Here is a 23,341-nt window from a genome sequence, read left to right as displayed (position 1 = left end):
CCGGCCCAAGAGGACCGGCTTTCCTATGTAAGAAAACTTCATTCGAGGAAAATTCACAGATGCAAATTCATGGAACTTCTGGATTGTATAGTTATAAAAAAATTGTTGTCATAAATTAAAGATTTTGATAATATATTGGGTGCATCGTAAGAAAAAGATTGGCAATAATGTACAGTTATTTATACGTTATCACATCGCTCTTGGTTTGTCAACGCTTTTAGAGGGAGATGGTTGTTACGGACGACCAAAGTACGGAACTGGAGCTTACGAAAGAGGAGCTGCTGCCCCCGGGTGCGAGTCTCAATGACACGGTACGCATGTATTTAAAAGAAATCGGACGCGTTCCGCTCCTCTCGGGCGACGAAGAGATCGAATTGGCCCAACGGATCAAGATGGGCGACGAGGAAGCGAAGAAGAGACTGGCGAACGCCAATCTGCGCTTGGTCGTCAGCATTGCGAGACGATATGTCGGACGCGGAATGCTGTTCCTCGATCTTATTCAAGAAGGCAACATGGGCTTGATGAAAGCTGTCGATAAATTCGATTATTCCAAAGGCTTCAAATTCAGCACGTATGCGACGTGGTGGATTCGGCAGGCGATCACGCGCGCCATTGCGGATCAGGCGAGAACGATTCGGATTCCCGTACATATGGTGGAAACCATTAACAAGCTGAATCGGGTTTCGAGAACGCTGCTGCAGCAGCTGGGACGCGAGCCGCTGCCGGAGGAAATCGCGAAGGAAATGGAGCTCAGCCCGGATAAGGTGCGGGAAATTATGAAGATAGCTCAGGAGCCGGTTTCGCTCGAGACGCCGATCGGCGAAGAGAACGATTCCAGCTTGGGCGATTTTATCGAGGACGGCGATGCGCCGGCACCCGCCGACAGCGCCGCATATGAGCTGCTCAAGGATCAGCTGAAGGAGGTTCTCGATACGCTCACCGAGCGCGAGGAGAACGTGCTGCGGCTTCGCTTCGGGCTGGATGACGGTCGAACGCGGACGCTGGAAGAGGTCGGGCAGGTGTTCGGGGTGACGCGGGAGCGGATTCGCCAGATTGAAGCGAAAGCGCTGAGAAAGCTTAGACATCCGAGCCGAAGCAAGCAGTTGAAGGATTTCCTGGACTAATACGATATTGGCTATAAATGAAACATACCTGATATAATATGTAATGAAGTTACATTACATAGACGGAGGTATGGATATGTACGATGTTGCGATTATCGGTGCAGGACCGGCCGGCTCCAGTGCGGGAATTTTTTTGGCAAAAGCGGGCAAGAAGACGGTTATTATAGATAACGACGCGGGCATGACGAAGAGGGCGTGGGTGGAAAACCATTACGGCGTTTCCGAGATCGCCGGTCCGGACTTGGTTGAAACAGGGAAGAAGCAGGCGCAGAAGTTCGGCGCCGAAATCGTCGCCGCCAAGGCGACCGACCTTGTAAAAACCGACGACGGATTCCGGGTGGAAACCGAGAACGGTTCCTACGAATCCAAGTATGTCATTCTTGCGACCGGCGCCTCGGTCGAGCTGGCGGAGAAGGCCGGCGTGAAGACGAAGGACGGCACGGAGCCGCGGATCAAGACGATTTGCGACGTTACTTCGGACGGGCGGACGAATATCGACGGCGTTTGGGCTGCCGGCACTACGGCGGGAGTCAGCGTGCACACGATTATTACGTCAGGCGACGGCGCGAAGGTTGCCATTAACATCATCAGCGAAATGAACGGCTCCAGATACGTCGATCATGATGTGCTGAAGAAAGACTAACGATGAATATGCGGGTTTCGGATTCGGCCATGTCGTTGTTCAAGGACGATTGGGGCTTTGCCGCCGGGGATACGATTCGGGTGTACCCGCGTTACGGCGGCGGCGGGCCGAATCCCTTTACGTTCGGAATTGCGAAGCAGGAGCCGAGATATGTCGGGGTGTCGGAGATCAAGCAGGACGTAACCTTCTTTATGGAGCAGGACGACGTGTGGTTCCTGGAAGGGAAGAGTCTGTTGATCGACGCGCAGAACGGGGAAATTTCGTTTCAGTTTGATTAAGCGGAAAGGGCCGCACCGGTTCGTCTTTACAGACGATCCGGTGCGGCCCTTTTGCGCGAAAATCGCTAACGGACACCATACACGCTATATTGCCAATTTACCGTTCGCCATACCGCTAACGGACATGACGGACGCTAAACCCCGATTTTTGGCCCCTATTCCTNCGCGAAAATCGCTAACGGACACCATACACGCTATATTGCCAATTTACCGTTCGCCATACCGCTAACGGACATGACGGACGCTAAACCCCGATTTTTGGCCCCTATTCCTGCTTTTTCGAGGCAATAACTGCAGTGGTGTCCGTTACAACTGAAAACTCGATTAAAAACGCCTAATAACTGCATACGTGTCCGTTAGAAAGAGCCGTTAGATAAGCTCTTCCTTCCGTTTGCTCCGCAGCTTGGACAGCAGCTCGTACACAACCGGAACGATGACCAAGGTTAACAGGGTGGAGCTCGTTAATCCGCCGATGACGGTGACGCCAAGGCCTTTGGAGATAATACCGGCGCCTTCGTACCCGAGCGCGAGCGGAATGAGCGCACCGATGGTCGCAAGTGCCGTCATCAAAATCGGGCGAAGGCGAGTCCCGCCGGCATCGAGCAGCGCCTCCCGGGTAGAAAGCCCTTCTCTCTCTTTATGAATGACGCGGTCGATGAGCACGATCGCATTCGTGACGACGATGCCGATGAGCATGAGCGCTCCCATCATAGCCGATACGCTGATCGTCTCGCCGGCAATGAACAGCGCTGCGAGCGCCCCGATAATCGCGAACGGCAGCGAGAACAAAATCGCGAACGGCGCGAGCGCGCCGCCGAACGTGACGACGAGCACGAAGTAGACGATCGCTACGGCGGCGGCCATCGCCAGCCCGAGCTGCGTAAACGTCTCGTTAATTTGCTCGCTTACGCCGCCGAACTCGACGTCGATCGCGGAAGGCAAGTTCAGCTTGTCGATCTGCGACTGTAAATCCGAGGATGCCTTCGCCACGTCTTTCGCGGTAATATCGGCCGTTACCTGCGCGTACATGCGGCCGTCCTTCTGAGTAATCGTATTCGGAGATTCGCCTTCACGGACGTTCACGACCTCTTTAAGCGGGATCGCCATGCCGAGCGGCGAAACGACGGTCGTATTTTCAATATCGCCGATCGACGCGAACTGTTTCGGATCGACCTGCACGTGGACTTCATACTGCTTTCCGTCAACCTCCACGCTGGTCAGCACCGGCCGCTCGCGCACCGGGCTGAGCGCCATGGCGATTTGCCCCGCGGTCAATCCGAGAGAGCTCAGCTTCTGCTGATCGGCAACGAGCGTGTATTGACCGTAAGTCTCGGAGAAGCTGTTGTCCGCCTTCTCGAAGTCGGCATCCGCTTCGATCAAAGACTGAATTTGGTCCACGGCGGACCGAATGTCCTCGATCGATTCCCCGTACACGTTCAGCGCGAGGCCGTTGCCGCCGAAGCCGCCGGTCATGTCCATTTGCGCCCATTCGCCGCCTCCGGGAGCCGCTTTCTTCAAATCCTCGATCAACTGCTTCTTCACATCTTCGAATTGCCTCACGTCGTCCCGATACATGACGTAAAACAACGCCGATTTGGACGGGCCGGGACTCATCGGATTGCGGCCGCCGACGGAATACTGCATGTTGGTTACATCTTCCGATGAAAGAATGAAATTTTCGGCCTTCAGCGCAATATCGACGACATCTTCCAGCCGTTCGCCAGGTGCGGGAGAATACGTAACCATTGCGAACTTCTGCTCTTCTTCCGGCAGGAAGCTGACGCCGATGAACGGAGTAAGAGCGAAGCTGCCGACTAACAGGATGACTGCCAATAAGATCGTTACAGCTTTATGGTTGAGCGACCATTGCAGAACGTTCTTGTAGGCGCGGGCCAAGCGGCCCGGATGGTCCTCGTGATGCTGTTTGCCGCTCTTTACGCCATTCCGGAACAGCGCGTGCCCGAGCGCCGGCACGATCGTAATAGCCACGAGCAGAGAAGCCGCCAGCGCGAAGACGATCGTCAGGGCGAACGGCATAAACAGCTCGCCGACCATGCCGCTAACGGTACCGAGCGGCAGGAACACCGCCACCGTAACGATGGTGGAGGATAAGATCGGGATGAACATTTCCCGGGTTGCTTCCAGAACAAGCGCCTTGCCGCGGAGCTTCTCGCTTGAAAGCGACATGCGGCGGTAAATGTTTTCAATGACGACGATCGAGTCGTCGACGACGCGCCCGATGGCGACGGTCATAGCGCCGAGCGTCATCATGTTGAGCGTGATGTCCATCTGCTGCAGCACCAGAATGCCGATCAAAAGCGACAGCGGGATGGATATGATCGAGATCATCGTTGTCCGGAGGTTGCGCAGAAACAGCAGTATCACGACCACCGCGAACAGCGCGCCGAACAACGCTTTATTCAGCATCGTCGATACGGATTGCTCGATCGGCTCGCCCTGGTCCAGCAGCGTAATCAGCTCAAGTCCCGAGTGCTTGCCGCTCAGCTTCTTCGCCTCCGCCTTCACGGCGTTGACGACGTCGACCGTGTTGGCGTCCTGCGCTTTTACAATTTGGATGCCGATCGATTCGGTTCCGTTCGTGCGCGAAATCGATTCCGACTGACCGGTCAGTTCTATGTCGGCTATGTCCTTTAACGGAATCGTAGGAATTCCCGCTGCGAAGGCAGCGCCAGGCATTGCGGCTCCGGTCGGTGCCTGCTGCGTTTGCTGCGCCTGCGCTCCTGCGGCGGGCGCCCCTGCGGCGGGCGCGCCCGGCATGCCGGCCGCTTGTCCCGGGAGCTGCTGTCCCGGTGCGCTTGGCATGACCGGAATCGCCAAGTTCTGCAAATCTTCGAGTGTCGCGATTCCGCCGTTCACCACGATCGTCTTCTCCGTGTCGCCGATTTCAAACAAGCCGAGCGGCGCCGTAATGGCGGAGCCTTGAATGATGCCTTTCACCGTGTCTTCGCTCAAGCCGAGCGTCTTCATCTTCTCTCGATTGAAACGAAGCGTTACTTCCTTCACGTATTGCCCGGCGATTTCGACGCTTGCAACGCCGTTCAAGCCTTCAAGCGACGGCTTTACATCGTCTTCCACCAGCTTCGTCAGCTCTTCGAGCGTCATGCTTTTGTCGGTGGCGCTGAGAGAGACGACCGGGAACGCGTTGAAGCTGATTTGCGAAACCGCAGGCTTCTGCGCGCCGGACGGGAGCGTCACGCCGCTGAGCGTTTCGCGTACCTCGGAGGACGCCTTGTCCATATCCTGCCCATAGTCAAATTCGACTGTAATGGCTGATACATTTTCCATGGACGTGGAGTTGACGGTCTTAACGCCTTGCATATGGATCAGGCGCTGCTCCAGAGGCTTGGTGACGTTCGCGACGACCTCCTCCGGCGCGGCTCCCGGATATACCGCCGTAATTTGCAAGTAAGGCACCTCAAGATTGGGCAGCGTCTCTTGCTTCATGTTCAATCCGGCGTACAAGCCTGCGACCGTGACAATAATCGTCAGCAGCCAAATCGCAAATTTGTTATTTAATGAAAATCGAATAATCCCTCTCATGATACGGTTTTTCCACTCTCTTTCCGTATTTATTTTTGAAATAAGGCCTGCTGCAGCTGCTTCAAGCTTTCCTCCAGCTCCGGAATACCGGCTAACTGCAAGTTTCGAAGCATGCCGTTTACAATCACTCGCTTGGGAACGTCTCTCCGAAGCTCATCCTCCAGCACCTGGAGCGAAGAGAGCAACTCTTCCGCCAAGTCGTTCTCAAGCGAGAGATCGTTCAACCGGTTTCGAATGGAGCGAATCCGTTCGATCGGATTGCCATTCACCTCCGCCGGCTCATCAGCCGCAAGCTTATACAGCTCCTCCATACTGCGAGCGGTAAGGATCGGCACGGGTGCTTTCCGCATCAATCCCGCCGCAACCTCGTCCAGTCGATCGATGAGAAAATCGGGCAGGCGCTTCTGATCGAAAGCGGTAGTGTGCCAAAGCATGATGCCGACATACGAGGTGATCATCGATTGAAAGATCAAGGTGCAATCCCAGATCAACGGTTCCAGAGGCATTCCGTAAATATCGGAGATGCGTCCTTTCAGCCATCGTAATGCATGGGCTTTCATCTTCATCACGGCTTGTTTGATTTCTTCATTGTTGTGAAGAAACGGTTCTTTCAACAGCATCGTTAAGAAGTGCTTGAAATGGATCACATTGCTCATTTGGGCGCCGAGCTCGGCGGCCAACCGCTGCTTGGGCGATTGAAGGAATGGCTTCCCCGCCTCCTCGATCGCGGCAAACATCAATTCGTGGTAGTACCGGTAAATCGAAAGCAGCAAATCGTCCTTGGAGCGGAAGTAAAAATACATGGAGCCCTTCGCGACACCCGCGGCATCGGCGATTTCCTGAATGGAGGAGGCGTGAAATCCCTTCTCCGCAAACAGCTTAATCGCCGTCTCGATAATGTGGGTTCTTTTGTCCATCATCATTACACATCACGAACCTTTACGAAAAAATGTCATTGAAACAAGAAGTCTACTCTATGGTTGCCAACTCATCTCATAACCATTGCATGCGGATCAAAGCAGCAAAAACTTTGCAGTTGACCGGTCGGTCGACAGTAACTATAATATTACTGACCGCCCGGCCAGTCAACCCGACAGCCGGCTCGTACGGTACGTAAATACCGTAAAATAAGATAGAGATGGGGGGAACCGCCTTGGCTAAAGAAACGAACAGTATTAATACGCGCCTGGTACTGCTCGGTCTCATGATCGGCATGTTTTTCAGCTCGTTAGAGCAGACTGTTGTCGGAACCGCCATGCCGACGATTGTCGGCGAACTGAACGGATTTGAAATTTTCGCATGGGTTACAACTGCCTATATGATTACGTCGACGACGATCGTGCCGATCGTCGGCAAAATGTCCGACCTTTACGGCAGGCGGCTGCTATATTTGCTCGGAACGATTATTTTTATTATCGGGTCGGGTCTTTGCGCCACCGCGACGACGATGGAGCAGCTTGTTTTGTACAGAGGACTTCAGGGGATCGGCGGCGGTATGATCATGCCGCTGTCGCAGACGATTATAGGCGATATTTTCACCGCGGAGCAGAGGGCGAAATGGCAAGGCGCATTCGGCGGCTTGTTCGCGCTCAGCTCCGTGATCGGCCCGTTCATCGGCGGTTTTCTCGTCGACACGATCAGCTGGCATTGGATTTTCCTTATTAATGTGCCTTTCGGGCTGCTGTCCGCCATTCTCATCTTCATTGGATTGAAGCGGGAGTCCGCGGCAAACCCGAGCAACGCTCCGATCGACGTATGGGGAATCGTGACGTTCGTTCCCGCGCTTGTCCTGCTGCTGCTAGGTCTGACGTTCGGAGGCGACAAATTCGAATGGAACTCCTTGACCAGCTATTCGATGTTCGGCGGCTCGCTGCTGCTGTTTATCGCGTTCGCCTTGGCAGAACGCAAGGCGGCGGAGCCGATTCTCGATTTATCGCTGTTTAAAAACCGGGTGTTCGCGGTAACGAACGTACTCGGATTTTTGCTGGGGCTCGGCATGTTCGGAGCGATCATGTTCGTGCCGATGTTCATGCAGGCCATACTCGGCGTCTCGCCGACGCAGGCCGGATCGACGATGACGCCGATGATGATCGCATTGATCGTGGCCAGCGTCGCCGGCGGCCAGCTGCTGCTGCGCGTCCGGTATCGCACCGTGCTCTTCTCCGGCATGCTCATCGCCGCCGTCGGCTTTTACTTGATGAGCACCATGGGGATCGGTACGACCTCGTTCACGATCTATTCGTTTATGGTGGTGCTCGGACTCGGTATGGGTCTCGTCATGCCTACGCTCACCATCGTCGTGCAGCAGGAATTTCCGAAGCATCGCTTAGGTACGGTCACGTCCGCCGCGACCTTCTTCCGGTCGATCGGCGGCACGATCGGCGTTACGATGCTCAATGTCATTATGAACCACAGCATTGTCGCAAAAATGAACGATGTGCTAACGGATGAGAACGTAAAGTCCGACCCGGCGATCGGCGGCGTGCTGACCGGACTTTCGCAGAACACCGACGATTTGTTCGGCGCCATGATTTACCCGAAGGCGCTGCAGCAGGCTTTGCAGCTTACGGAGGAAACGACCGAGCAAGTGATTCATTATGTAAAAGTCGCTTGGACCGGCGCTTTCAGCCACGTATTCGTTATCGGCTTGATTTTTGTCGCTCTCGGCATCGTCACTTCGCTGTTTGTCGGCAGCGGGAAAATCCAGCGGGATCGGAGAGGCAAACCCGAGGGCGAAGAGGCAATTGCGCCCAAGCCGGCAACAGAAGTATAAGCATGGATGAAAGAACGGCCTCGGCCGTTCTTTTTTTTTACGAAACGCGGTCGCTCATCCTGGAAGTACTGCTCCTCGTTACCCCCTGCGGCGCTAACGGACACGACGGACGTTATTCGCCGTTTTAACCCACCGTCATACCGCTAACGGACACGACAGACGCTAAACCCCGATTTTTGGCGCTAACCCGTGCTTTTTCAAGGCAATAACTGCAGCGGTGTCCGTTACAACTGTAAACTCCATTCCAAACGCCGAATAGCTGCATCCTTGTCCGTTAGAAACGCTAAAGTGGACCGGAGGTACAGCTTTTGCATACGCGTTAGCGGCAGGGGCAGATAGAGTTCATAATCTTTGCTCACTATTGGGAATGATAAGACAAACGGCTGACATGGGTGGGGCTGCAATGAAATCCAATCCGCGCGCTCGGCGTACCCGAGCATTCTTATCACCTTTAACTACAGTTCAGCTGCATCCGCGCAATCCCTGGGTCGTAGCCTTTTTTGCATTTGCATACCCGGGCTTCGGAAATCTAATGCATTATCGGTACGCAAAAGCGTTTCTATTGATCTTGTGGGAAATGTTCATCAATCATCAGGCGAAAGTGAATTTAGGAATCATGTACTCGCTTCAAGGGCACTTCGAGCGTGCGAAGGAAGTGCTGGATGAAAGATGGCTGATGCTTTACGTAGGGATTTATATGTATGCCATCTGGGACAGCTTTCGAACGACCGTCGATTTTAACAAGCTGTATACGTTAGCCGACAGGGAGAATGCTTCGCTGCCTGTGTTGACGATGGGCTCGTGGGGGATCAATTATTTGGACAAACGAAGTCCATGGGTTGCGTGCATGTGGTCGGTGCTTGTTCCCGGACTCGGCCAATTGTATCTGAATAAGCTGATCTTCGGATTGTTTGTCTTTTTGTATACCATCTCTCTGCTCTATTTCGGACATATTCCCATGGCTATTTATTATTCCATGATCGGCGATTTCGAACAGGCGAAGGAGATCGTCGACATGCAGTGGCTTCTCTATTTGCCTTCCATTTATTGTTACATTTTTTACGATGCTTATGTTTCCGCTGTGGAACAAAACAAACTGTTCGAAAAAGAACAATCGTTGTATCTGAAGAAGCGATATCAGTCCCCCGATTTTGAATTGCCCTTATAGGAACGGTGATGTCAGTGTACGTGATTGCGACTTTCGACCAGAACATATATTTGGAGCTTGCCCTTACCGAGCTGGAGGAGATCGGGATTGCCCGAGACCGAATGCTTGCCGTTACGCTCGAAAAGCGGAAGGAAAAGAGGATGGTGTTCGACACGCTCCACCGCTCGGACGGGTACAGCATACTGGATTTAGCCGCCATTTTGGGGACGTGTTTCATGCTGCTGGGGGCGATTTACGGTTTCGAGCTTGCATGGGGTCCGATCATCTGGGGGATTATCGGTGCGGCCAGCGGGGTTCTCTTGGGCTTTGCGATTAAATATTACATTATCAGGCGGGTCAGCTCGGGAAGGCTGCGAACGATCACCTCGGAGGTTGTGGTGATGATCCGGTGCGAGGAGCAGCAGTATGATTCCGTCGAAAAGATTTTATGGGACAACACGGCGCTCGGCGTGTCTAAGCTGAAGCGATAAATGTTTAACGGGAAAACGATCCATACTAATGAAAGCTTCAAACAAGATCGGAGGAAAACACAGTGGAGAAGTATAAATATTACGTGTCCGTCCAAGGGCGCACGATTATGGCGAATAAAGGAGACGCAGCCTACGAATTCGAGATCGAGGCGACGGAGGAAGACGTTCAGAAGCTGGACGATTTATTTCACCAGCTATCGAGAGAGGATAACGACGGATACATATGGGGGCATCTTCCGACCGTCCTGTATGACTTCGAGGATGTAAACGGGCCGTTCGATCAATACCTCGGAGAAATTTACCGGATGATTCACAAGCTCGGGACGCCGGAGACGAAGCGGCATATCAAGTCGATGAATATATTGCCGGAGCCCCAATAAACCGTTTCTGCGGCCGACCGCGCACCTCAGTCGGGCCGGCCGCCGCCTCAGCTTACCCTTCCGCATTCCGCTTCGCCGCAATCGCCTGGCGCAGCAGCCGATCGAGAATTTCCGCGTTAGCCTTTCCCTGCACTTCATCCATCAGCGCCAGCGGTATGTACTGCCGGCCGTCCTCCGCCGTGAGCACCGTCATTTTGCCGCCCGACGGATCGTCAAGCTCAACCTCCTCCAGCGATACCGCCTTCCCCGGATCGATCACGACAATTTCGCTAGGCTCGTCCTTATCAATACAGTAAAACATCTTCCCAGACGCAGACATGGAGCACCTCGATAACCTTTTTCCCCAACTATACCTTCATTTCGCGCGAATTTCCAACCGGCGGCCGAATCAGACAAACCGCGAGACGAATATAATGGTCAAAAATGGCGGTGATCTGCATGGAGTTGCTGAAGGGCTGGGACTGGGGTTTGGTCGCGTTTGTCGGAACGAGCCTGCTCAACGAATGGCTGTCGCATCCGAGGCCGACCGTCCATTATTGGAACGGCGAAAGAGAGCTTCGCCGAAAATCCGAAAAAAAATAACGAGGGAAAGGAACCGATCGATGCCGGACATGACGAGATTCCCCGTTCCGATCCAAACGGTTCAATACCGGACGCCGCTCGCCGAGATTTATTATCCGCGAGTATGGGGGGTGCCGCAGGCCGCTGCGCAGGAAAGGATGAACCGGCAAATAGAGAGCCAGGTTCAAGAGCTGATTCGCGAGCAGCGGGGGTACCAGGTCCAGGGACAGACATCCATAACGGGCCTGTTCGAACTGAAGACGAATGAGCGGGGCGTGCTCAGCCTTAGCCAAAGCAACTATGCGTACACGCCTCCGATGGCGCACGGGATGACGCTGCTGAAGTCGCTCACGTTCGATGTGACGACGGCCAAGGCGTATTCGCTCGGGGAGCTGTTTAAGCCGGGAAGCGATTATGTCGCGGCATTATCGGAAATCGTGCGGTCGCAAATCAAAGCGCGGGATTTGACGCTGCTCGGCGAGTTTAAAGGAATCGCGCCCGATCAGGACTACTATATTGCGGATAAAGCGTTGGTCATCTATTTTCAACTGTACGAAATAACGGCTTACGTTTACGGGTTTCCGATGTTTCCGATTTCCGTATACGAGCTGCAGGAGCTTGTGACGGAGGACGGTCCGCTCGGAAGAATGATTCCGGGGGTGTAAGCGTTTTAGTGTGCGCGGGGCCGAAAAACCGTGAAGGGCGGCGGAAAAACGACGGCGGGCAAGCTATTGACGGTCTCTGTTTTCGGTGGTATCATCGGTTAAATTTTACGTGATTACTATTATCGAAAACAGGAGGATCGACCAGTGGCACACTTTATTATGGAGCCGTCCCGTACGTTCAGCGAGTTTCTGCTGCTTCCGAATTTGACGACGAAGGACTGCAACCCGGGCAACGTATCGCTTAAGACGCCGATCGTAAAGTTCAACAAGGGCGAAGAGCCCGCCATCTCCCTCAACATACCGTTCTCATCCGCGGTCATGCAGTCGGTGTCCGACCATAATATGGCGGTAGCGCTCGCGCGGAGCGGCGGTATTTCGTTTATTTTCGGCTCGCAGCCGCCGGAGGAGCAGGCCGAGATGGTCCGCAAGGTGAAGAGCTACAAAGCCGGCTTCGTCGTCAGCCGTTCCAACCTGACGCCGGAGCATACGCTGAAGGACGTGCTGGAGCTGAAGCAGCAAACCGGCCATTCCACCGTTGCCGTGACCGACGACGGAACGGCGAAGGGCAGGCTGCTCGGTATGGTTACAAGCCGGGATTACCGCCCGAGCCGCGATTCGCTGGATAAGCGGGTCGCCGATTTTATGACGCCGTTCGCATCGCTCATCTATGGAACCTCCGGGATCACCTTATCCGAGGCGAACGACCTGATCTGGGGGCACAAGCTGAATGTGCTGCCGGTCGTGGACAAGGAGCAGCGGCTCGAGTTCCTCGTATTCCGCAAAGACTACGACGCCCACAAGGAAAATCCGGACGAGCTGCTTGATGCGAACAAGAGCTACATTGTAGGCGCGGGCATCAACACGAAGGATTACGAAGAGCGGGTTCCGCTGCTCGTGGAAGCGGGAGTGGACGTGCTCGTCATCGATTCCTCGGACGGGTTCAGCGAATGGCAGCGGGACACCATACGATACGTCAAAGGGAACTTCAACGTGAAGATCGGCGCCGGTAACGTCGTCGACCGCGAAGGGTTCTTATATCTGGTAGAGTCAGGCGCGGATTTCGTGAAGGTCGGCATCGGCGGCGGTTCCATCTGCATTACGAGAGAGCAGAAGGGAATCGGACGCGGACAAGCCTCCGCGGTCATGGAAGTGGCGGCGGCGCGGGACGAATATTACGAGCGGACGGGCGTTTACGTGCCGATCTGCTCCGACGGCGGCATCGTGCACGATTATCACATTACGCTGGCGCTTGCGATGGGGGCGGATTTCGTCATGATGGGCCGTTACTTCGCCCGATTCGACGAAAGTCCGACAAGAAAGCTGAAGATCGGCGGCAATTTCGTGAAGGAGTTCTGGGGCGAAGGCTCCAACCGTGCGCGCAACTGGCAGCGTTACGACACGGGCGGCAAGTCGAGCCTCGTGTTCGAGGAAGGCGTCGATTCGTACGTGCCGTACGCCGGCACCCTGCGCGAAAATCTGGACAAGACGCTCAGCAAAATCAAATCGACGATGTGCAACTGCGGCGCGCTGTCGATCGACGAGCTGAAGCAGAAGGCGAGAATTACGGTCGTTTCCGCGACGAGCTTGGTGGAAGGCGGAGCGCACGACGTAATTCTGAAGGAGAATACGCTGTCCGGGGAGTAATCGGCCGTGTGTAATGGGACTTTGTATGCGGTAAGGCTGCGGGAACGGTTTCTGCTGGAGCGGAATGAAGCCGACGCAGCGGCGATGTCGAAATATATGAGAGACCAGTTCGTCTTCATCGGGATACGGGCTCCTCAGGTGCAGGCGATTTGCAAGGAGTTTATCCGAACGAACGGTTTGCCGGCCCGTGAAGAGCTGCATGAGACGATTGAGGCGCTATGGCATTATGACGAGCGGGAACTGCAAATGGCTGCACTGATTGTGCTGGAGCGTATGAAGTCCGGGTTTGCGGTTAACGATATCGGGCTGCTCGAGCAGATCGTCGTGCACAAATCATGGTGGGACACGATCGATCATATTGCCAAACACTTGATCGGGCACTATTTCTTGCTGTATCCCGGAATGCGGGATCCGAAGGTCGAAGAATGGCTGGCTTCGGGCAACCTATGGCTGATCCGGTGCGCGATTTTGTTCCAGCTGGGATATAAGGAACGGACGGACGAGGCGCTGCTGGAATCGGTAATAAGCAGAACGTGCGGGACGAAGGAGTTTTTTATTAATAAAGCGATCGGTTGGGCGCTGCGGGAGTACGGGAAAGTCAGACCGGAGTTTGTCGAGCGGATAGTGGAGACGTATGCTCTGGCGCCGCTCAGCAGGAGAGAAGCGTTGAAGCTGCTGCGGAAATAAACCGACGATATAGAGTTAATAAATTTTCGGGGTTGGAGGGTCATCTTCCGCCCCGTTTTTTTGTGTTAATCAAGTTTACCCGACCTTTCGTTACCCGACCGGCCTCTCCTCCCGGCTGCTGCCCATATCTAACGGAAACGAATGTCCGCTGAATTGGCAAAGTTTACATGGCGTTCCGTTAATACAGTTGCCGCCATCCACTTTGTGGTAATATGATTGCAGCTCTATTCATAAAAGCAAGTTTATTGGAGATGTGGAGGTCAAAATAACCGTAGGAGTGCATTTTATGCAAATACACATTCCGGGACAAGGAAGCCTTCAAATCAATCATCTTGTATTAGACTTTAACGGAACAATAGCTTTGGATGGGAAGCTGGTATATGGTGTCAGGGAAAGACTTTTTGATTTAGAAAAATTGTATAACATTCATGTTTTAACCGCCGACAGTAACGGAAGTGCGGCAGAAGAATGCAAAGGGCTGCCGGTGACGCTGCATATGATTGCGAAAGATAATCAGCGCGAAGAAAAACGCAATTTTATTGGCGACATTTCTTCGGAAGGCGTTGCCGTTATGGGAAACGGCATTAATGATGAGTTAATGTTCCGCCATGCCGATTTGTCAATCGCTATAGTTGGAAAAGAAGGATGCGCTACAGCAACCTTAATGGCTAGTCACATCGTGGTTCATGATGTTAGAGACGGGTTGGACCTTTTACTGAAACATAATAGGCTTATTCCAACACTGAGAAAATAACTTAGCTTATGATGCGTAGGATCTGATTGAGCGGTACAGCCAAGCAGTAACTCGAGAGGAGCTTTACGATGCAATTAAGCGAAGTTCGGGAACATATCCCGGCGCTGCGGAAAGCAAAGGCTGTTTCAAAAATTTATAAAGGCTTCTCTTATGACGGGAAATATCTCGTTTATGAAGGCGGTGAAAAACCGGCTTATGTGCTGCGCACTGCGACTTTCGAGCAGACCGAGCGCAAACGCCGAGAGTTTGAGGCGGTAGCCCGCATACACGGACTTGGCGTCCGAACTTCCGAACCGGTTGCGTTCGGCACGGTTGAAGCGCTTGATTTATGTTACATGGTTTTGCGTTATGTCGAGGGAGAGGACGCTTCCGAAAGACTGCCGTTGATGACTGCCGACGAACAGTACGGCGTGGGCGTTGAAGCCGGGCGGGAACTGCTTATGATGCACGAAGTGGAAGCGCCGGGGGACATGGAAGAGTGGTCGATGCGAAGGCTTGCGAAGCACAACCGTCAATTGGCGGATTATTTCCGTTGCGGGGTTAAACTGCCCGAGGAGGATGCAGTTGTTGCGTTTATCGAAGAAAAGTTGCCGCTTCTTGAAGGTCGCCCGAACCGGTTTCAGCACGATGACTTTCATCCTGGCAATCTGCTCGTGCATGGCGGCGCTTACGCGGCGGCGATCGATTTCAATCGATACGACTGGGGAGATCCGTATCATGATTTTCTAAAAATCGCCTACTTTAGCCGCGAGGTCAGCATCCCGTTCTCGATCGGGCAAATCGACGGGTATTTCGACGGAAAAATTCCGGAAAATTTCTGGAACCTGTATGCCCTATATTCGGCGCTGATTATGTTCGGAACGATCACTTGGACGCTCCAAGTCGTGCCGGAGCAGCTCGATTCGATGATGAACCGTATTCGTACGGTACTGGACGATCACCGGAATTTCGAAAGCGTAATACCTGGTTGGTATAAACGCTAACAGGGAGTCGATCTCGACATATAAAAGGGGAAAATGCGGCATTTTAAGAGCAGACTGCATAAGGCATGTTTCACTTACTTGACGATTAACTTGTAATCAAAGTACAATTAGTTACAAAAAGTAACTAATTTAAAATGAGGTGGCAGGAATGGTTCCATCCTTATTTCTGGCGCATGGATCGCCGATGATTGCGATTGAAACTACGGCATATACGACATATTTGGCGGAGCTGGGGAAGACGCTGGCTCCGAAGGCGATCGTTATTTTTACGGCGCATTGGGAGAGCGAGACGGTAACGATCTCCTCCACCGACGATACGTACGAAACGATTTACGATTTCGGCGGGTTTCCTCCGGAAATGTACCGTTTGACTTACCCGGCCAAAGGTTCGGCCGAAGTTGCCTCGAAGGTGGAGCGGCTGCTGGCCGAGCATGGGATTCCGTCCCGGCTCAATGCTTCTCGAGGCTTGGATCACGGGTCGTGGACGCTGCTGCTGCGGCTGTTCCCGAAGGCCGATATCCCGGTCGTTCAAGTGTCGGTGAATCCGTATTTGCCGATGGAGCGGCAGTTCGAGATCGGACAGGCGTTGAACTCCTTAGGCGCGGAAAATATCCTCGTCATCGGAAGCGGAGCGACCGTGCACAATTTGCGGATGCTTTCCATGAAGCCGGAGGTCGAACCTTGGGCGGTCGCGTTCGACGACTGGCTGATCGAGCATATGCAGATGCGCGATTATGAGGCGCTTGCCCAAGTAATGGAGCGGGCGCCGAGCGCAAAGCTTGCCGTTCCGAGGCCGGAGCACTTCGTCCCGCTCTATATCGCAATGGGCGCCGGTTCGCCGGACGGCGAGGTGAAGCTGCTTCACCGCTCTTACGAGCTCGGCTCCCTGAGTTATTTGGCGGTTCAATTTTAAGGCGACTGCTGCGCTTGCCGCGCGGCACGCCTGCGCAGCGTGTCTTTCCATGCCTCTGCGAGCGCATCGTGCTCCAAAAGCTCCGCTACCGCGGGGGCGTTGGAAAGATCGCGAAACAACACGCGGTTTGTTTCAAAGACAGAGATTCCCTTCGGATGCTTCTCTACAAGCTCGATCCTTGAATCTGTCCGAACTTCGCCTTCCTGCAATACCCGGAAAAAATACCCCGTAAAGCCTGTCTCTATCACTCTGGCAAGCATCGGATCGAACTCGTTCCTTCTCGAAATGGTGTAGCAAGGATTTCGGCTCTGCGACACCTGCACGACGGCTTCTCCCAATCGGTAAATATCGCCTATGCATACGTTCTTCTCAAGCATGCCGGCGACGAGCAAGTTTTCGCCGAAGCCGGGGCGTTCGAGCGGCGCGCCGCGTTCCTTCTCCCATAACGGGTAGTGTTCATAGGAATATACGCACACGGCCCGTTCGGTTCCGCCGTGAAATTTTTCGTTGGCGACGCCGTCCCCGACAAACCCGTTTACGGACAAAAAGGCTCCCGTTACCGGACTTTTTACAATTCCCGATGTGAACGTCCCGGACGCGTTCGTGATCGTACGCGGCATTCCTGCATATAAACCGATTATGGTTGGCGTTGTCATTTTGCACACTTCTCCTAGATTGCTGGATTAAATAATTGAATTTTGCCATAAATAGTCTCTACAATGCTAGTAAAGATTCGCTAAACATCACAATTTGCACAGAAGTATTTTTGCGGATATCAAAACCGTTTGCCCTCCAAGTCAGTCTAATACATAGTAGCGGGATAGAGAGGGGACGGGGAAATGGACGTCGCACAGCTGGTGCAAGAAGCCAAGAACGGCAACGAAGAGTCGTTCTTTGCGTTGATGCAGGTCCATAAAGAGCGGCTGTACCGGATTGCATATGCATATTTAAAAAATGAACACGATGCGCTGGAGGCTGTCCAAGAGACGGCATACAGAGCTTGGAAAACATTCGGAAAGCTGAGGTCTCCCCAGTATGTTTCCACTTGGCTCATTCGGATTTTGCTCAATTGCTGCGGGGACGAGTGGAAGCGGAGGAAACGTTATGCCCCTGTGACGGATATGCCCGAACGGTTCGAACCGGACCCGAAGCTTACGGATGCGGTGACCCGCGTTCAGCTTGCGGAGGCGCTCGAGCGGCTCGACCCGAAGCTTAAGCAAATCATCATTCTCAAGTATTACGAGGATATGACGCTGACGGAAATCGCCGAAACGTTGGACCGGCCGGTCGGGACCGTAAAAACGTGGCTCAACAAATCGTTGACGCTGCTAAAGCCGCATTTGACGGAGGGGGTATAACACATGGGGAAACATAACGAGCAGGTGCTGTCCGCGTTGGAAAATTTGGCGGATTCGGGTCGGGAAGTGAGGGTGCCGGAGCGGATCGACGATTATATACGGAACGGTATGCGAAAGGCGCAAGAGGAGCGGAAAGCTTCCGCGCGAATTCGCAAGGCGTGGTCCGGCGGCGCCGTTGCCGCTGCTGTGCTGCTGCTGGCATTCATGACGACGGTGCGGGTTTCTCCCGCATTCGCCGCCATCGTCAGCGAGGTGCCGGGACTCGGGTACATTGCAAAAATGGTTGCCGGGGACAAAGGGCTGACCGCTGCCATCAACAACGATTACATCCAAAAGGTCGGCGTATCCGATTCCCATGACGGCATTACGGTGACGGTGGACGGCATTATCGCGGACGAGACGAGGATGAATATTTTTTATACGATTGTGTATCCCAAGGATTATAAAAAGGTTGAATTGCGCGATATTCATTTTCTGAAAGAGGATGGGACACGGCTTGAATCCGGTTATTCTTGGGGCTACCGACAGGAGGAGGATCAGGAGAACGGAGTGAGGTCGAGCCGGATCGACGTCAACTTCGGAAGCCGCGAGGCGTTTCCCGATACGTTCTTACTGGAGACCAAAGTGGCGCGAAGCGATACGACGCTTGCTCCGACTTGGACGCTGCCGATAACGGTGGACCGGGAACGGATGAAAGGGCTTAAGACGGTTTATCCGATCGGACAGACGGTTACCGTTGAGGGGCAACGCATTACGTTCGTCAGCGCCGCCGTTCATCCGACACAGATCGCTGTTGAAGTCGAGTTTGACCCTGATAATGCGAAAAAAATATTTTCCTTCGTCGATTTAACGCTGGTTGGGGATCAAGGGGAGACGTATCAAAACTTCGGTTCCAGTATGAGCGAAAACAAATTGACGCTCTTTTTCCAAGGCAGCTCGTTCTCGATTCCGAAGTCGTTAACGATGAAGGGCTCCAGACTAAGAGCGCTGGATAAGGATAAGCTGGAGCTGGTGGTTGACACGGATAATAAAGAGCTGCTGAAGGCGCCGGATGATCGCGTACGGCTGAACGGCATTAAGACGGCCAGCGGGCAAAAGGATCTATCCTTTACGTTGAGCGGGATCGCGAGGGAGGACAACATGCTGTATTCTCTTGCGGAAACCGAGTTTACGGACGGCAGCGGCGCAACGTTCAATGTAGGGGCGGGGGGCATGTATTCAAGCACCGATATGGGCGATATAACCGGCCAGAGGCACACGTTCTATATTCCGGACCAGGACTATGTGCAGCCGCTGACGTTTAAAATCGCCAATTACCCCGGATACATTGTCGAACACTTTGAGGTAAAGATTAAAGAATAGATCGGCGTAGAAGGGCCTCGATTTTGCGGGGTCCTTTTTTATGGGAACAATGTTGTCGATGGGTCTTTTTATTGGGGAAAATGTTATTGGTGAGTCTTTTATTAGGGAAAATGTTTTCGATTCCCCTTTACATAGGGTAGGGGGGTATTGTAGTATGAATATATCGGAGCAATGATTGCCGGTTGATGAGTTACATATTTAACGGTATGCAACGTTAACGTTGCAATCATTTAGGAGTGATAACGTTGGAAAAGCAAACCACTTTACAAATAACCGGAATGACCTGTGCGGCGTGCGCCAATCGGATTGAGAAAGGCTTGAATAAAGTAGAGGGCGTCTCCCAGGCTACTGTAAACTTCGCGCTGGAGCAGGCGGCGGTAACCTACGATCCGGCCAAGGTCGACCTTGGCGCCTTGGAGCAGAAGATCAGCTCCCTCGGATACGGCACGGTGAAGGAGAGCGTTGAATTCGATCTGAGCGGCATGACCTGCGCAGCGTGCGCGAACAAAATCGAGAAAGGCTTAAATAAGCTTCCCGGGGTATCGAAGGCGACGGTAAACTTCGCACTGGAGACGGCGCATGTAGAATACGTCCCTGCGGAAGTGTCCGTGAAGGACATGGTTGAGAAGGTTGAAAAGCTGGGCTATAAAGCTGCTGTGAAGAAAGGGCAGGAAGAGCCGGGCGAACATCGGAAGAAAGAAATTACGCGGCAAAAGTGGAAGCTGATCGTCTCCGCCGTGCTGTCCTTCCCGTTGCTGTGGGCGATGGTGGGGCATTTCTCCTTCACTTCGTTCATCTGGTCGCCGGACATTTTTATGAACCCGTGGTTCCAGCTGGCGCTTGCGACACCGGTTCAATTTGCGATCGGCTATCAGTTTTACGTCGGCGCCTATAAAGCGCTCCGCAACGGGAGCGCCAACATGGACGTGTTGGTTGCGCTCGGGACGTCGGCCGCCTATTTCTACAGCTTGTATTTGACGTTCGAGTGGATGAACGGCGGCGGTCACCATCAGGCGGAAATGTACTACGAAACAAGCGCCGTGCTCATTACGCTCATTCTTCTAGGCAAGCTGTTTGAAGCGCTCGCTAAGGGACGGACGTCGGAGGCGATTAAGACGCTTATGGGTCTGCAGGCGAAGACGGCGCTTGTCATTCGCGGCGGCCAAGAGCTGAGCGTACCGGTGGAACAAGTCGTGACCGGCGATGTCGTGCTCGTCAAGCCGGGCGAGAAAATACCGGTGGACGGCGTCGTGTTGGAAGGAGCCTCCTCGGTAGATGAATCGATGCTGACAGGGGAGAGCATCCCCGTCGAGAAGAAGGCCGGCGACGCCGTGATCGGCGCGACGATCAACAAGAACGGCGTTCTTAAGCTGCAAGCGACGAAGGTCGGCAAAGACACGGCGCTGGCGCAAATTATTAAGGTCGTTGAGGAAGCGCAGGGCTCCAAGGCGCCGATCCAACGGGTTGCGGACGTCATTTCGGGTATTTTCGTTCCGATAGTCGTAGGCATTGCAGTGGTTACGTTCCTGATTTGGTATTTCGGCGTCGAGCCGGGCAGTTTCGCCGGTGCGCTGGAGAAGGCGATCGCGGTGCTCGTCATCGCTTGCCCATGCGCCCTTGGCTTGGCGACGCCGACGTCGATTATGGCGGGCTCTGGCCGCGCCGCGGAGCTTGGCGTGCTGTTTAAGGGCGGCGAGCATTTGGAAGCGACGCACAAGATCGACGCGATCATTCTCGATAAGACGGGTACGGTTACGAAGGGCAAGCCGGAGCTGACCGACGTTGCGGTTGCGGGCTCGATGGATGAGGCCGAGTTCCTTCGTCTGGTAGGCGGAGCGGAGCGTAATTCGGAGCACCCGCTTGCCGAGGCGATCGTGGAAGGCGTCAAGGCGAAGGGCATCGAGCTTCCGGCGCCGGAGAAATTCGAGGCGATTCCGGGCTACGGTATCGAAGCGGTGATTGAGGGCCGCCAGCTGCTGATCGGTACTAGAAAGCTAATGCAGAAGTATGAAGTGGATGCGGAACAGGCTTATGAGGCGATGACGCGGCTGGAGGAAGCGGGCAAGACCGCGATGCTGGCGGCTGTTGACGGGAACTATGCAGGCATGGTCGCCGTAGCCGACACGATTAAGGAAACATCGAAGGAAGCGGTCGGCCGTCTGAAGGAGCTGGGCATCGAGGTCATTATGATTACGGGCGACAACGAGCGGACGGCGAAGGCGATTGCCAACCAGGTCGGCATCGACCGCGTGCTGGCTGAGGTGCTTCCGGAAGGCAAGGCGGCGGAAGTGAAGAAGCTGCAGAACGCCGGACGGAAGGTAGCAATGGTCGGCGACGGTATCAACGATGCGCCTGCGCTGGCGACCGCCGACATCGGCATGGCGATCGGCACGGGCACGGACGTCGCGATGGAGGCTGCGGACGTCACGCTGATGCGCGGCGATTTGAACAGCATCCCGGATGCGATCTACATGAGCAAGAAGACGATGGCGAACATTAAACAGAACTTGTTCTGGGCGCTTGCGTATAACGTCATCGGGATCCCGATCGCCGCAGTCGGTTTGCTGGCGCCGTGGGTGGCGGGCGCCGCGATGGCGCTCAGCTCGGTGTCGGTCGTCATGAACGCGCTGCGGCTGCAGCGGGTTAAGGTTTGAGGTCGAGTATACCCTCGAGTTAGCACCGAAGATTGTTGCTGCGCCGCACAGTTAAGCCGCAGGCAACCGTAACATGACCCAATATAAAAAGAACCGCACGGAAGTTCCGTACGGTTCTTCGGATCGATTACGTGCGCTGCTCGTTGCGGTTTCTGTTCCGGCCCATCAACCCGGCAAGACCCAACAAACCGAGCAATCCGAGCCAGCCTGCGCCGTCGTTGTCGTTATTCGCCGCGTTGGCTCTTACGTTTCTTGCGCGATAGTTGTTATTTCTGTAGTTGCCGTTCGTGTTCGTCGTGACGTCCCGCGTTCCGACTCCGGTGCCGTAGGTTCCATACGTACGCGCATCATTGGCTCCATCGGTGCCATAGGTACCGTATGTACCGGTACCCGTCGTGCCCGTTGTCCCCGTTGTACCCGTCGTCCCCATGTTGCCGTAGGTTGCGGAACGAGTTCCGGTCACTCCTGCGTTATTGCCGGTCGCAGAAGCCGGAAGCGCGATCGCGGTAGTTGCGACTGCGGTAAGCAGCATGACGCTTAAACCTTTCTTCACGTTGTTTCATCTCCTTTGGGGTGGTTTGGCTACCATTTATGTGTTTCCCTCGGAAGATAAAAAATATGCAAAAAACTGCGCCTGTCAATGCGCAGTTTGCCGTATAACATATGGATATTTGTCCGGACGAAGCTCAACATTCCCCGGGCCTGCGATTACCGCCTCCAACGGATATACCGCGCACGGCTTATCCGACCCGAGCCACCGGCGGGCAACGCTCGAAACGATAAACAGCCCGTATGGATCGCCGACCGGCACAAACAGCTCATCGGCGCCGAGATACTCCGGCAAGGAGAAGCCCCTCATCAGTTTATCCGCCAATTCCGGCGCGTTCGCCGCGGGCATGCCGATTTCGCCGATGCCGGTTATATCCTCCGGGCCGAAAGGAGCTCCCGTCGAAGCGGAGCCGGAATCGGAACCGGGGGAGGGGATGTCGTGCCTGGCGATCAGCTCGACGATATTTCCCGTGAAGTCGAAAAAATAATACGAACGGGAATTCCACGATCGCGAGTGGACTACCTGCTGCCCGCCGCTGAACACGGTGACTCGGATTCCCCGACCTTCCAGCCAATCCAAGGCGGCTTCCCACTTATGCTCCGTAATCCGGAAAGCAAAGTGATAATACGGCGTCTCACCGCCGTCGGCCTTCCTGAACGTCAACAGGCCGTCACCAGCCTGGAAGGATACCGAACCGGCCGTCTCCCGAGAAACCGAAAGCCCCAGCCGCTCCGTATAAAATGCCTTTGACAAACCTAAATCGTGCGAGTACATAACAACTTCCCGAATCCGCATGACAGACCGCCTCCCGCC

General features: G+C 54.2%; 24 protein-coding genes. 18 read left to right on the top strand and 6 right to left on the bottom strand.

Features of this window, described 5'->3' with window-relative positions; all coding sequences use genetic code 11:
- Positions 1–227: 227 nt before the first annotated feature.
- The 3 genes from rpoD to PT964_RS12990 all read left to right on the top strand — a co-directional run bounded on the left by rpoD (position 228) and on the right by PT964_RS12990 (position 2,045).
- Positions 228–1,124: an RNA polymerase sigma factor RpoD gene (gene rpoD / locus PT964_RS13000; protein ID WP_274363781.1), complete on the top strand. Its 897-nt coding sequence runs from the start codon at positions 228–230 to the stop codon at positions 1,122–1,124.
- Between the two features lie 76 nt (positions 1,125–1,200).
- The gene (locus PT964_RS12995; protein ID WP_274363780.1) at positions 1,201–1,767 is read left to right on the top strand and encodes an NAD(P)/FAD-dependent oxidoreductase; all 567 of its coding nucleotides are present in this window, start codon (positions 1,201–1,203) and stop codon (positions 1,765–1,767) included.
- Between the two features lie 2 nt (positions 1,768–1,769).
- Positions 1,770–2,045, top strand: coding sequence for a HesB/YadR/YfhF family protein (locus tag PT964_RS12990; RefSeq protein ID WP_274363779.1), 276 nt, complete (start codon positions 1,770–1,772; stop codon positions 2,043–2,045).
- Positions 2,046–2,414: 369 nt separating this feature from the next.
- Here PT964_RS12990 and PT964_RS12985 read toward each other — a convergent pair whose 3' ends face one another.
- Both PT964_RS12985 and PT964_RS12980 read right to left on the bottom strand, forming a co-directional pair.
- Entirely contained in the window at positions 2,415–5,606 is a 3,192-nt protein-coding gene (locus PT964_RS12985; protein WP_274363778.1) for an efflux RND transporter permease subunit, read from the bottom strand.
- Between the two features lie 29 nt (positions 5,607–5,635).
- Positions 5,636–6,526 carry a TetR/AcrR family transcriptional regulator gene (locus PT964_RS12980; protein WP_274363777.1) on the bottom strand — a complete coding sequence of 297 codons (891 nt, stop codon included), beginning with the start codon at positions 6,524–6,526 and terminating at the stop codon, positions 5,636–5,638.
- A 233-nt stretch (positions 6,527–6,759) separates the two neighbouring features.
- Between PT964_RS12980 and PT964_RS12975 the strand changes: the two genes are divergently transcribed.
- The 5 genes from PT964_RS12975 (at position 6,760) to PT964_RS12955 (ending at position 10,397) form a co-directional block, all read left to right on the top strand.
- The gene (locus PT964_RS12975) at positions 6,760–8,379 is read left to right on the top strand and encodes an MDR family MFS transporter (protein ID WP_482194168.1); all 1,620 of its coding nucleotides are present in this window, start codon (positions 6,760–6,762) and stop codon (positions 8,377–8,379) included.
- A 2-nt stretch (positions 8,380–8,381) separates the two neighbouring features.
- Positions 8,382–8,507: a hypothetical protein gene (locus tag PT964_RS12970; RefSeq protein WP_274363776.1), complete on the top strand. Its 126-nt coding sequence runs from the start codon at positions 8,382–8,384 to the stop codon at positions 8,505–8,507.
- A 404-nt stretch (positions 8,508–8,911) separates the two neighbouring features.
- Entirely contained in the window at positions 8,912–9,547 is a 636-nt protein-coding gene (locus tag PT964_RS12965; protein WP_274363775.1) for a hypothetical protein, read from the top strand.
- A 20-nt stretch (positions 9,548–9,567) separates the two neighbouring features.
- Positions 9,568–10,017 (top strand): hypothetical protein, encoded by a 450-nt coding sequence (locus PT964_RS12960; protein WP_274363774.1) that lies wholly within the window; start codon positions 9,568–9,570, stop codon positions 10,015–10,017.
- A 62-nt stretch (positions 10,018–10,079) separates the two neighbouring features.
- Complete coding sequence (locus PT964_RS12955; RefSeq protein ID WP_274363773.1) at positions 10,080–10,397, top strand: hypothetical protein; 318 nt, start codon at positions 10,080–10,082, stop codon at positions 10,395–10,397.
- 52 nt (positions 10,398–10,449) lie between these two features.
- Here PT964_RS12955 and PT964_RS12950 read toward each other — a convergent pair whose 3' ends face one another.
- Positions 10,450–10,716, bottom strand: coding sequence for a hypothetical protein (locus tag PT964_RS12950; protein WP_274363772.1), 267 nt, complete (start codon positions 10,714–10,716; stop codon positions 10,450–10,452).
- 119 nt (positions 10,717–10,835) lie between these two features.
- On the opposite strand from PT964_RS12950, the gene PT964_RS12945 reads away from it, so the two are divergent.
- The 7 genes from PT964_RS12945 (at position 10,836) to PT964_RS12915 (ending at position 16,604) form a co-directional block, all read left to right on the top strand.
- Positions 10,836–10,979: a hypothetical protein gene (locus PT964_RS12945; protein WP_274363771.1), complete on the top strand. Its 144-nt coding sequence runs from the start codon at positions 10,836–10,838 to the stop codon at positions 10,977–10,979.
- Positions 10,980–10,999: 20 nt separating this feature from the next.
- Positions 11,000–11,623, top strand: a complete 624-nt coding sequence (locus tag PT964_RS12940) for a DUF3298 and DUF4163 domain-containing protein (RefSeq protein WP_425262714.1) — start codon at positions 11,000–11,002, stop codon at positions 11,621–11,623.
- A 159-nt stretch (positions 11,624–11,782) separates the two neighbouring features.
- Positions 11,783–13,267, top strand: a complete 1,485-nt coding sequence (locus PT964_RS12935; RefSeq protein WP_425262717.1) for an IMP dehydrogenase — start codon at positions 11,783–11,785, stop codon at positions 13,265–13,267.
- A gap of 6 nt (positions 13,268–13,273) precedes the next feature.
- Positions 13,274–13,954 (top strand): DNA alkylation repair protein, encoded by a 681-nt coding sequence (locus tag PT964_RS12930; RefSeq protein WP_274363769.1) that lies wholly within the window; start codon positions 13,274–13,276, stop codon positions 13,952–13,954.
- A gap of 286 nt (positions 13,955–14,240) precedes the next feature.
- Positions 14,241–14,708 carry an HAD family hydrolase gene (locus PT964_RS12925; protein WP_274363768.1) on the top strand — a complete coding sequence of 156 codons (468 nt, stop codon included), beginning with the start codon at positions 14,241–14,243 and terminating at the stop codon, positions 14,706–14,708.
- 68 nt (positions 14,709–14,776) lie between these two features.
- Positions 14,777–15,691 (top strand): phosphotransferase family protein, encoded by a 915-nt coding sequence (locus PT964_RS12920; RefSeq protein ID WP_274363767.1) that lies wholly within the window; start codon positions 14,777–14,779, stop codon positions 15,689–15,691.
- 148 nt (positions 15,692–15,839) lie between these two features.
- On the top strand, positions 15,840–16,604 hold the full coding sequence (locus tag PT964_RS12915; RefSeq protein ID WP_274363766.1) for a DODA-type extradiol aromatic ring-opening family dioxygenase: 765 nt from the start codon (positions 15,840–15,842) through the stop codon (positions 16,602–16,604).
- On the opposite strand, the gene PT964_RS12910 is transcribed toward PT964_RS12915, so the two are convergent.
- Positions 16,601–17,260, bottom strand: coding sequence for an MOSC domain-containing protein (locus PT964_RS12910; RefSeq protein ID WP_274363765.1), 660 nt, complete (start codon positions 17,258–17,260; stop codon positions 16,601–16,603). The two genes, PT964_RS12915 and PT964_RS12910, sit on opposite strands and share 4 nt — an antisense overlap.
- 183 nt (positions 17,261–17,443) lie before the next feature.
- On the opposite strand from PT964_RS12910, the gene PT964_RS12905 reads away from it, so the two are divergent.
- The 3 genes from PT964_RS12905 to PT964_RS12895 all read left to right on the top strand — a co-directional run bounded on the left by PT964_RS12905 (position 17,444) and on the right by PT964_RS12895 (position 21,978).
- Positions 17,444–17,962 carry a sigma-70 family RNA polymerase sigma factor gene (locus PT964_RS12905; protein WP_274363764.1) on the top strand — a complete coding sequence of 173 codons (519 nt, stop codon included), beginning with the start codon at positions 17,444–17,446 and terminating at the stop codon, positions 17,960–17,962.
- A 3-nt stretch (positions 17,963–17,965) separates the two neighbouring features.
- Positions 17,966–19,324 (top strand): DUF4179 domain-containing protein, encoded by a 1,359-nt coding sequence (locus PT964_RS12900; protein WP_274363763.1) that lies wholly within the window; start codon positions 17,966–17,968, stop codon positions 19,322–19,324.
- Positions 19,325–19,560: 236 nt separating this feature from the next.
- Entirely contained in the window at positions 19,561–21,978 is a 2,418-nt protein-coding gene (locus PT964_RS12895) for a heavy metal translocating P-type ATPase (RefSeq protein ID WP_274363762.1), read from the top strand.
- Between the two features lie 127 nt (positions 21,979–22,105).
- Here PT964_RS12895 and PT964_RS12890 read toward each other — a convergent pair whose 3' ends face one another.
- Together PT964_RS12890 and PT964_RS12885 are read right to left on the bottom strand one after the other, a co-directional pair.
- Complete coding sequence (locus tag PT964_RS12890) at positions 22,106–22,531, bottom strand: WGxxGxxG family protein (protein ID WP_274363761.1); 426 nt, start codon at positions 22,529–22,531, stop codon at positions 22,106–22,108.
- A gap of 84 nt (positions 22,532–22,615) precedes the next feature.
- Positions 22,616–23,323, bottom strand: coding sequence for a VOC family protein (locus PT964_RS12885; RefSeq protein ID WP_274363760.1), 708 nt, complete (start codon positions 23,321–23,323; stop codon positions 22,616–22,618).
- Positions 23,324–23,341: the final 18 nt, after the last annotated feature.

Origin of the sequence: Paenibacillus thermotolerans, from assembly GCF_028745515.1 — a bacterium.
In the GTDB taxonomy this organism is placed as follows: domain Bacteria; phylum Bacillota; class Bacilli; order Paenibacillales; family YIM-B00363; genus Paenibacillus_AE; species Paenibacillus_AE thermotolerans.
This window is presented reverse-complemented; position numbering and strand designations above follow the sequence as displayed.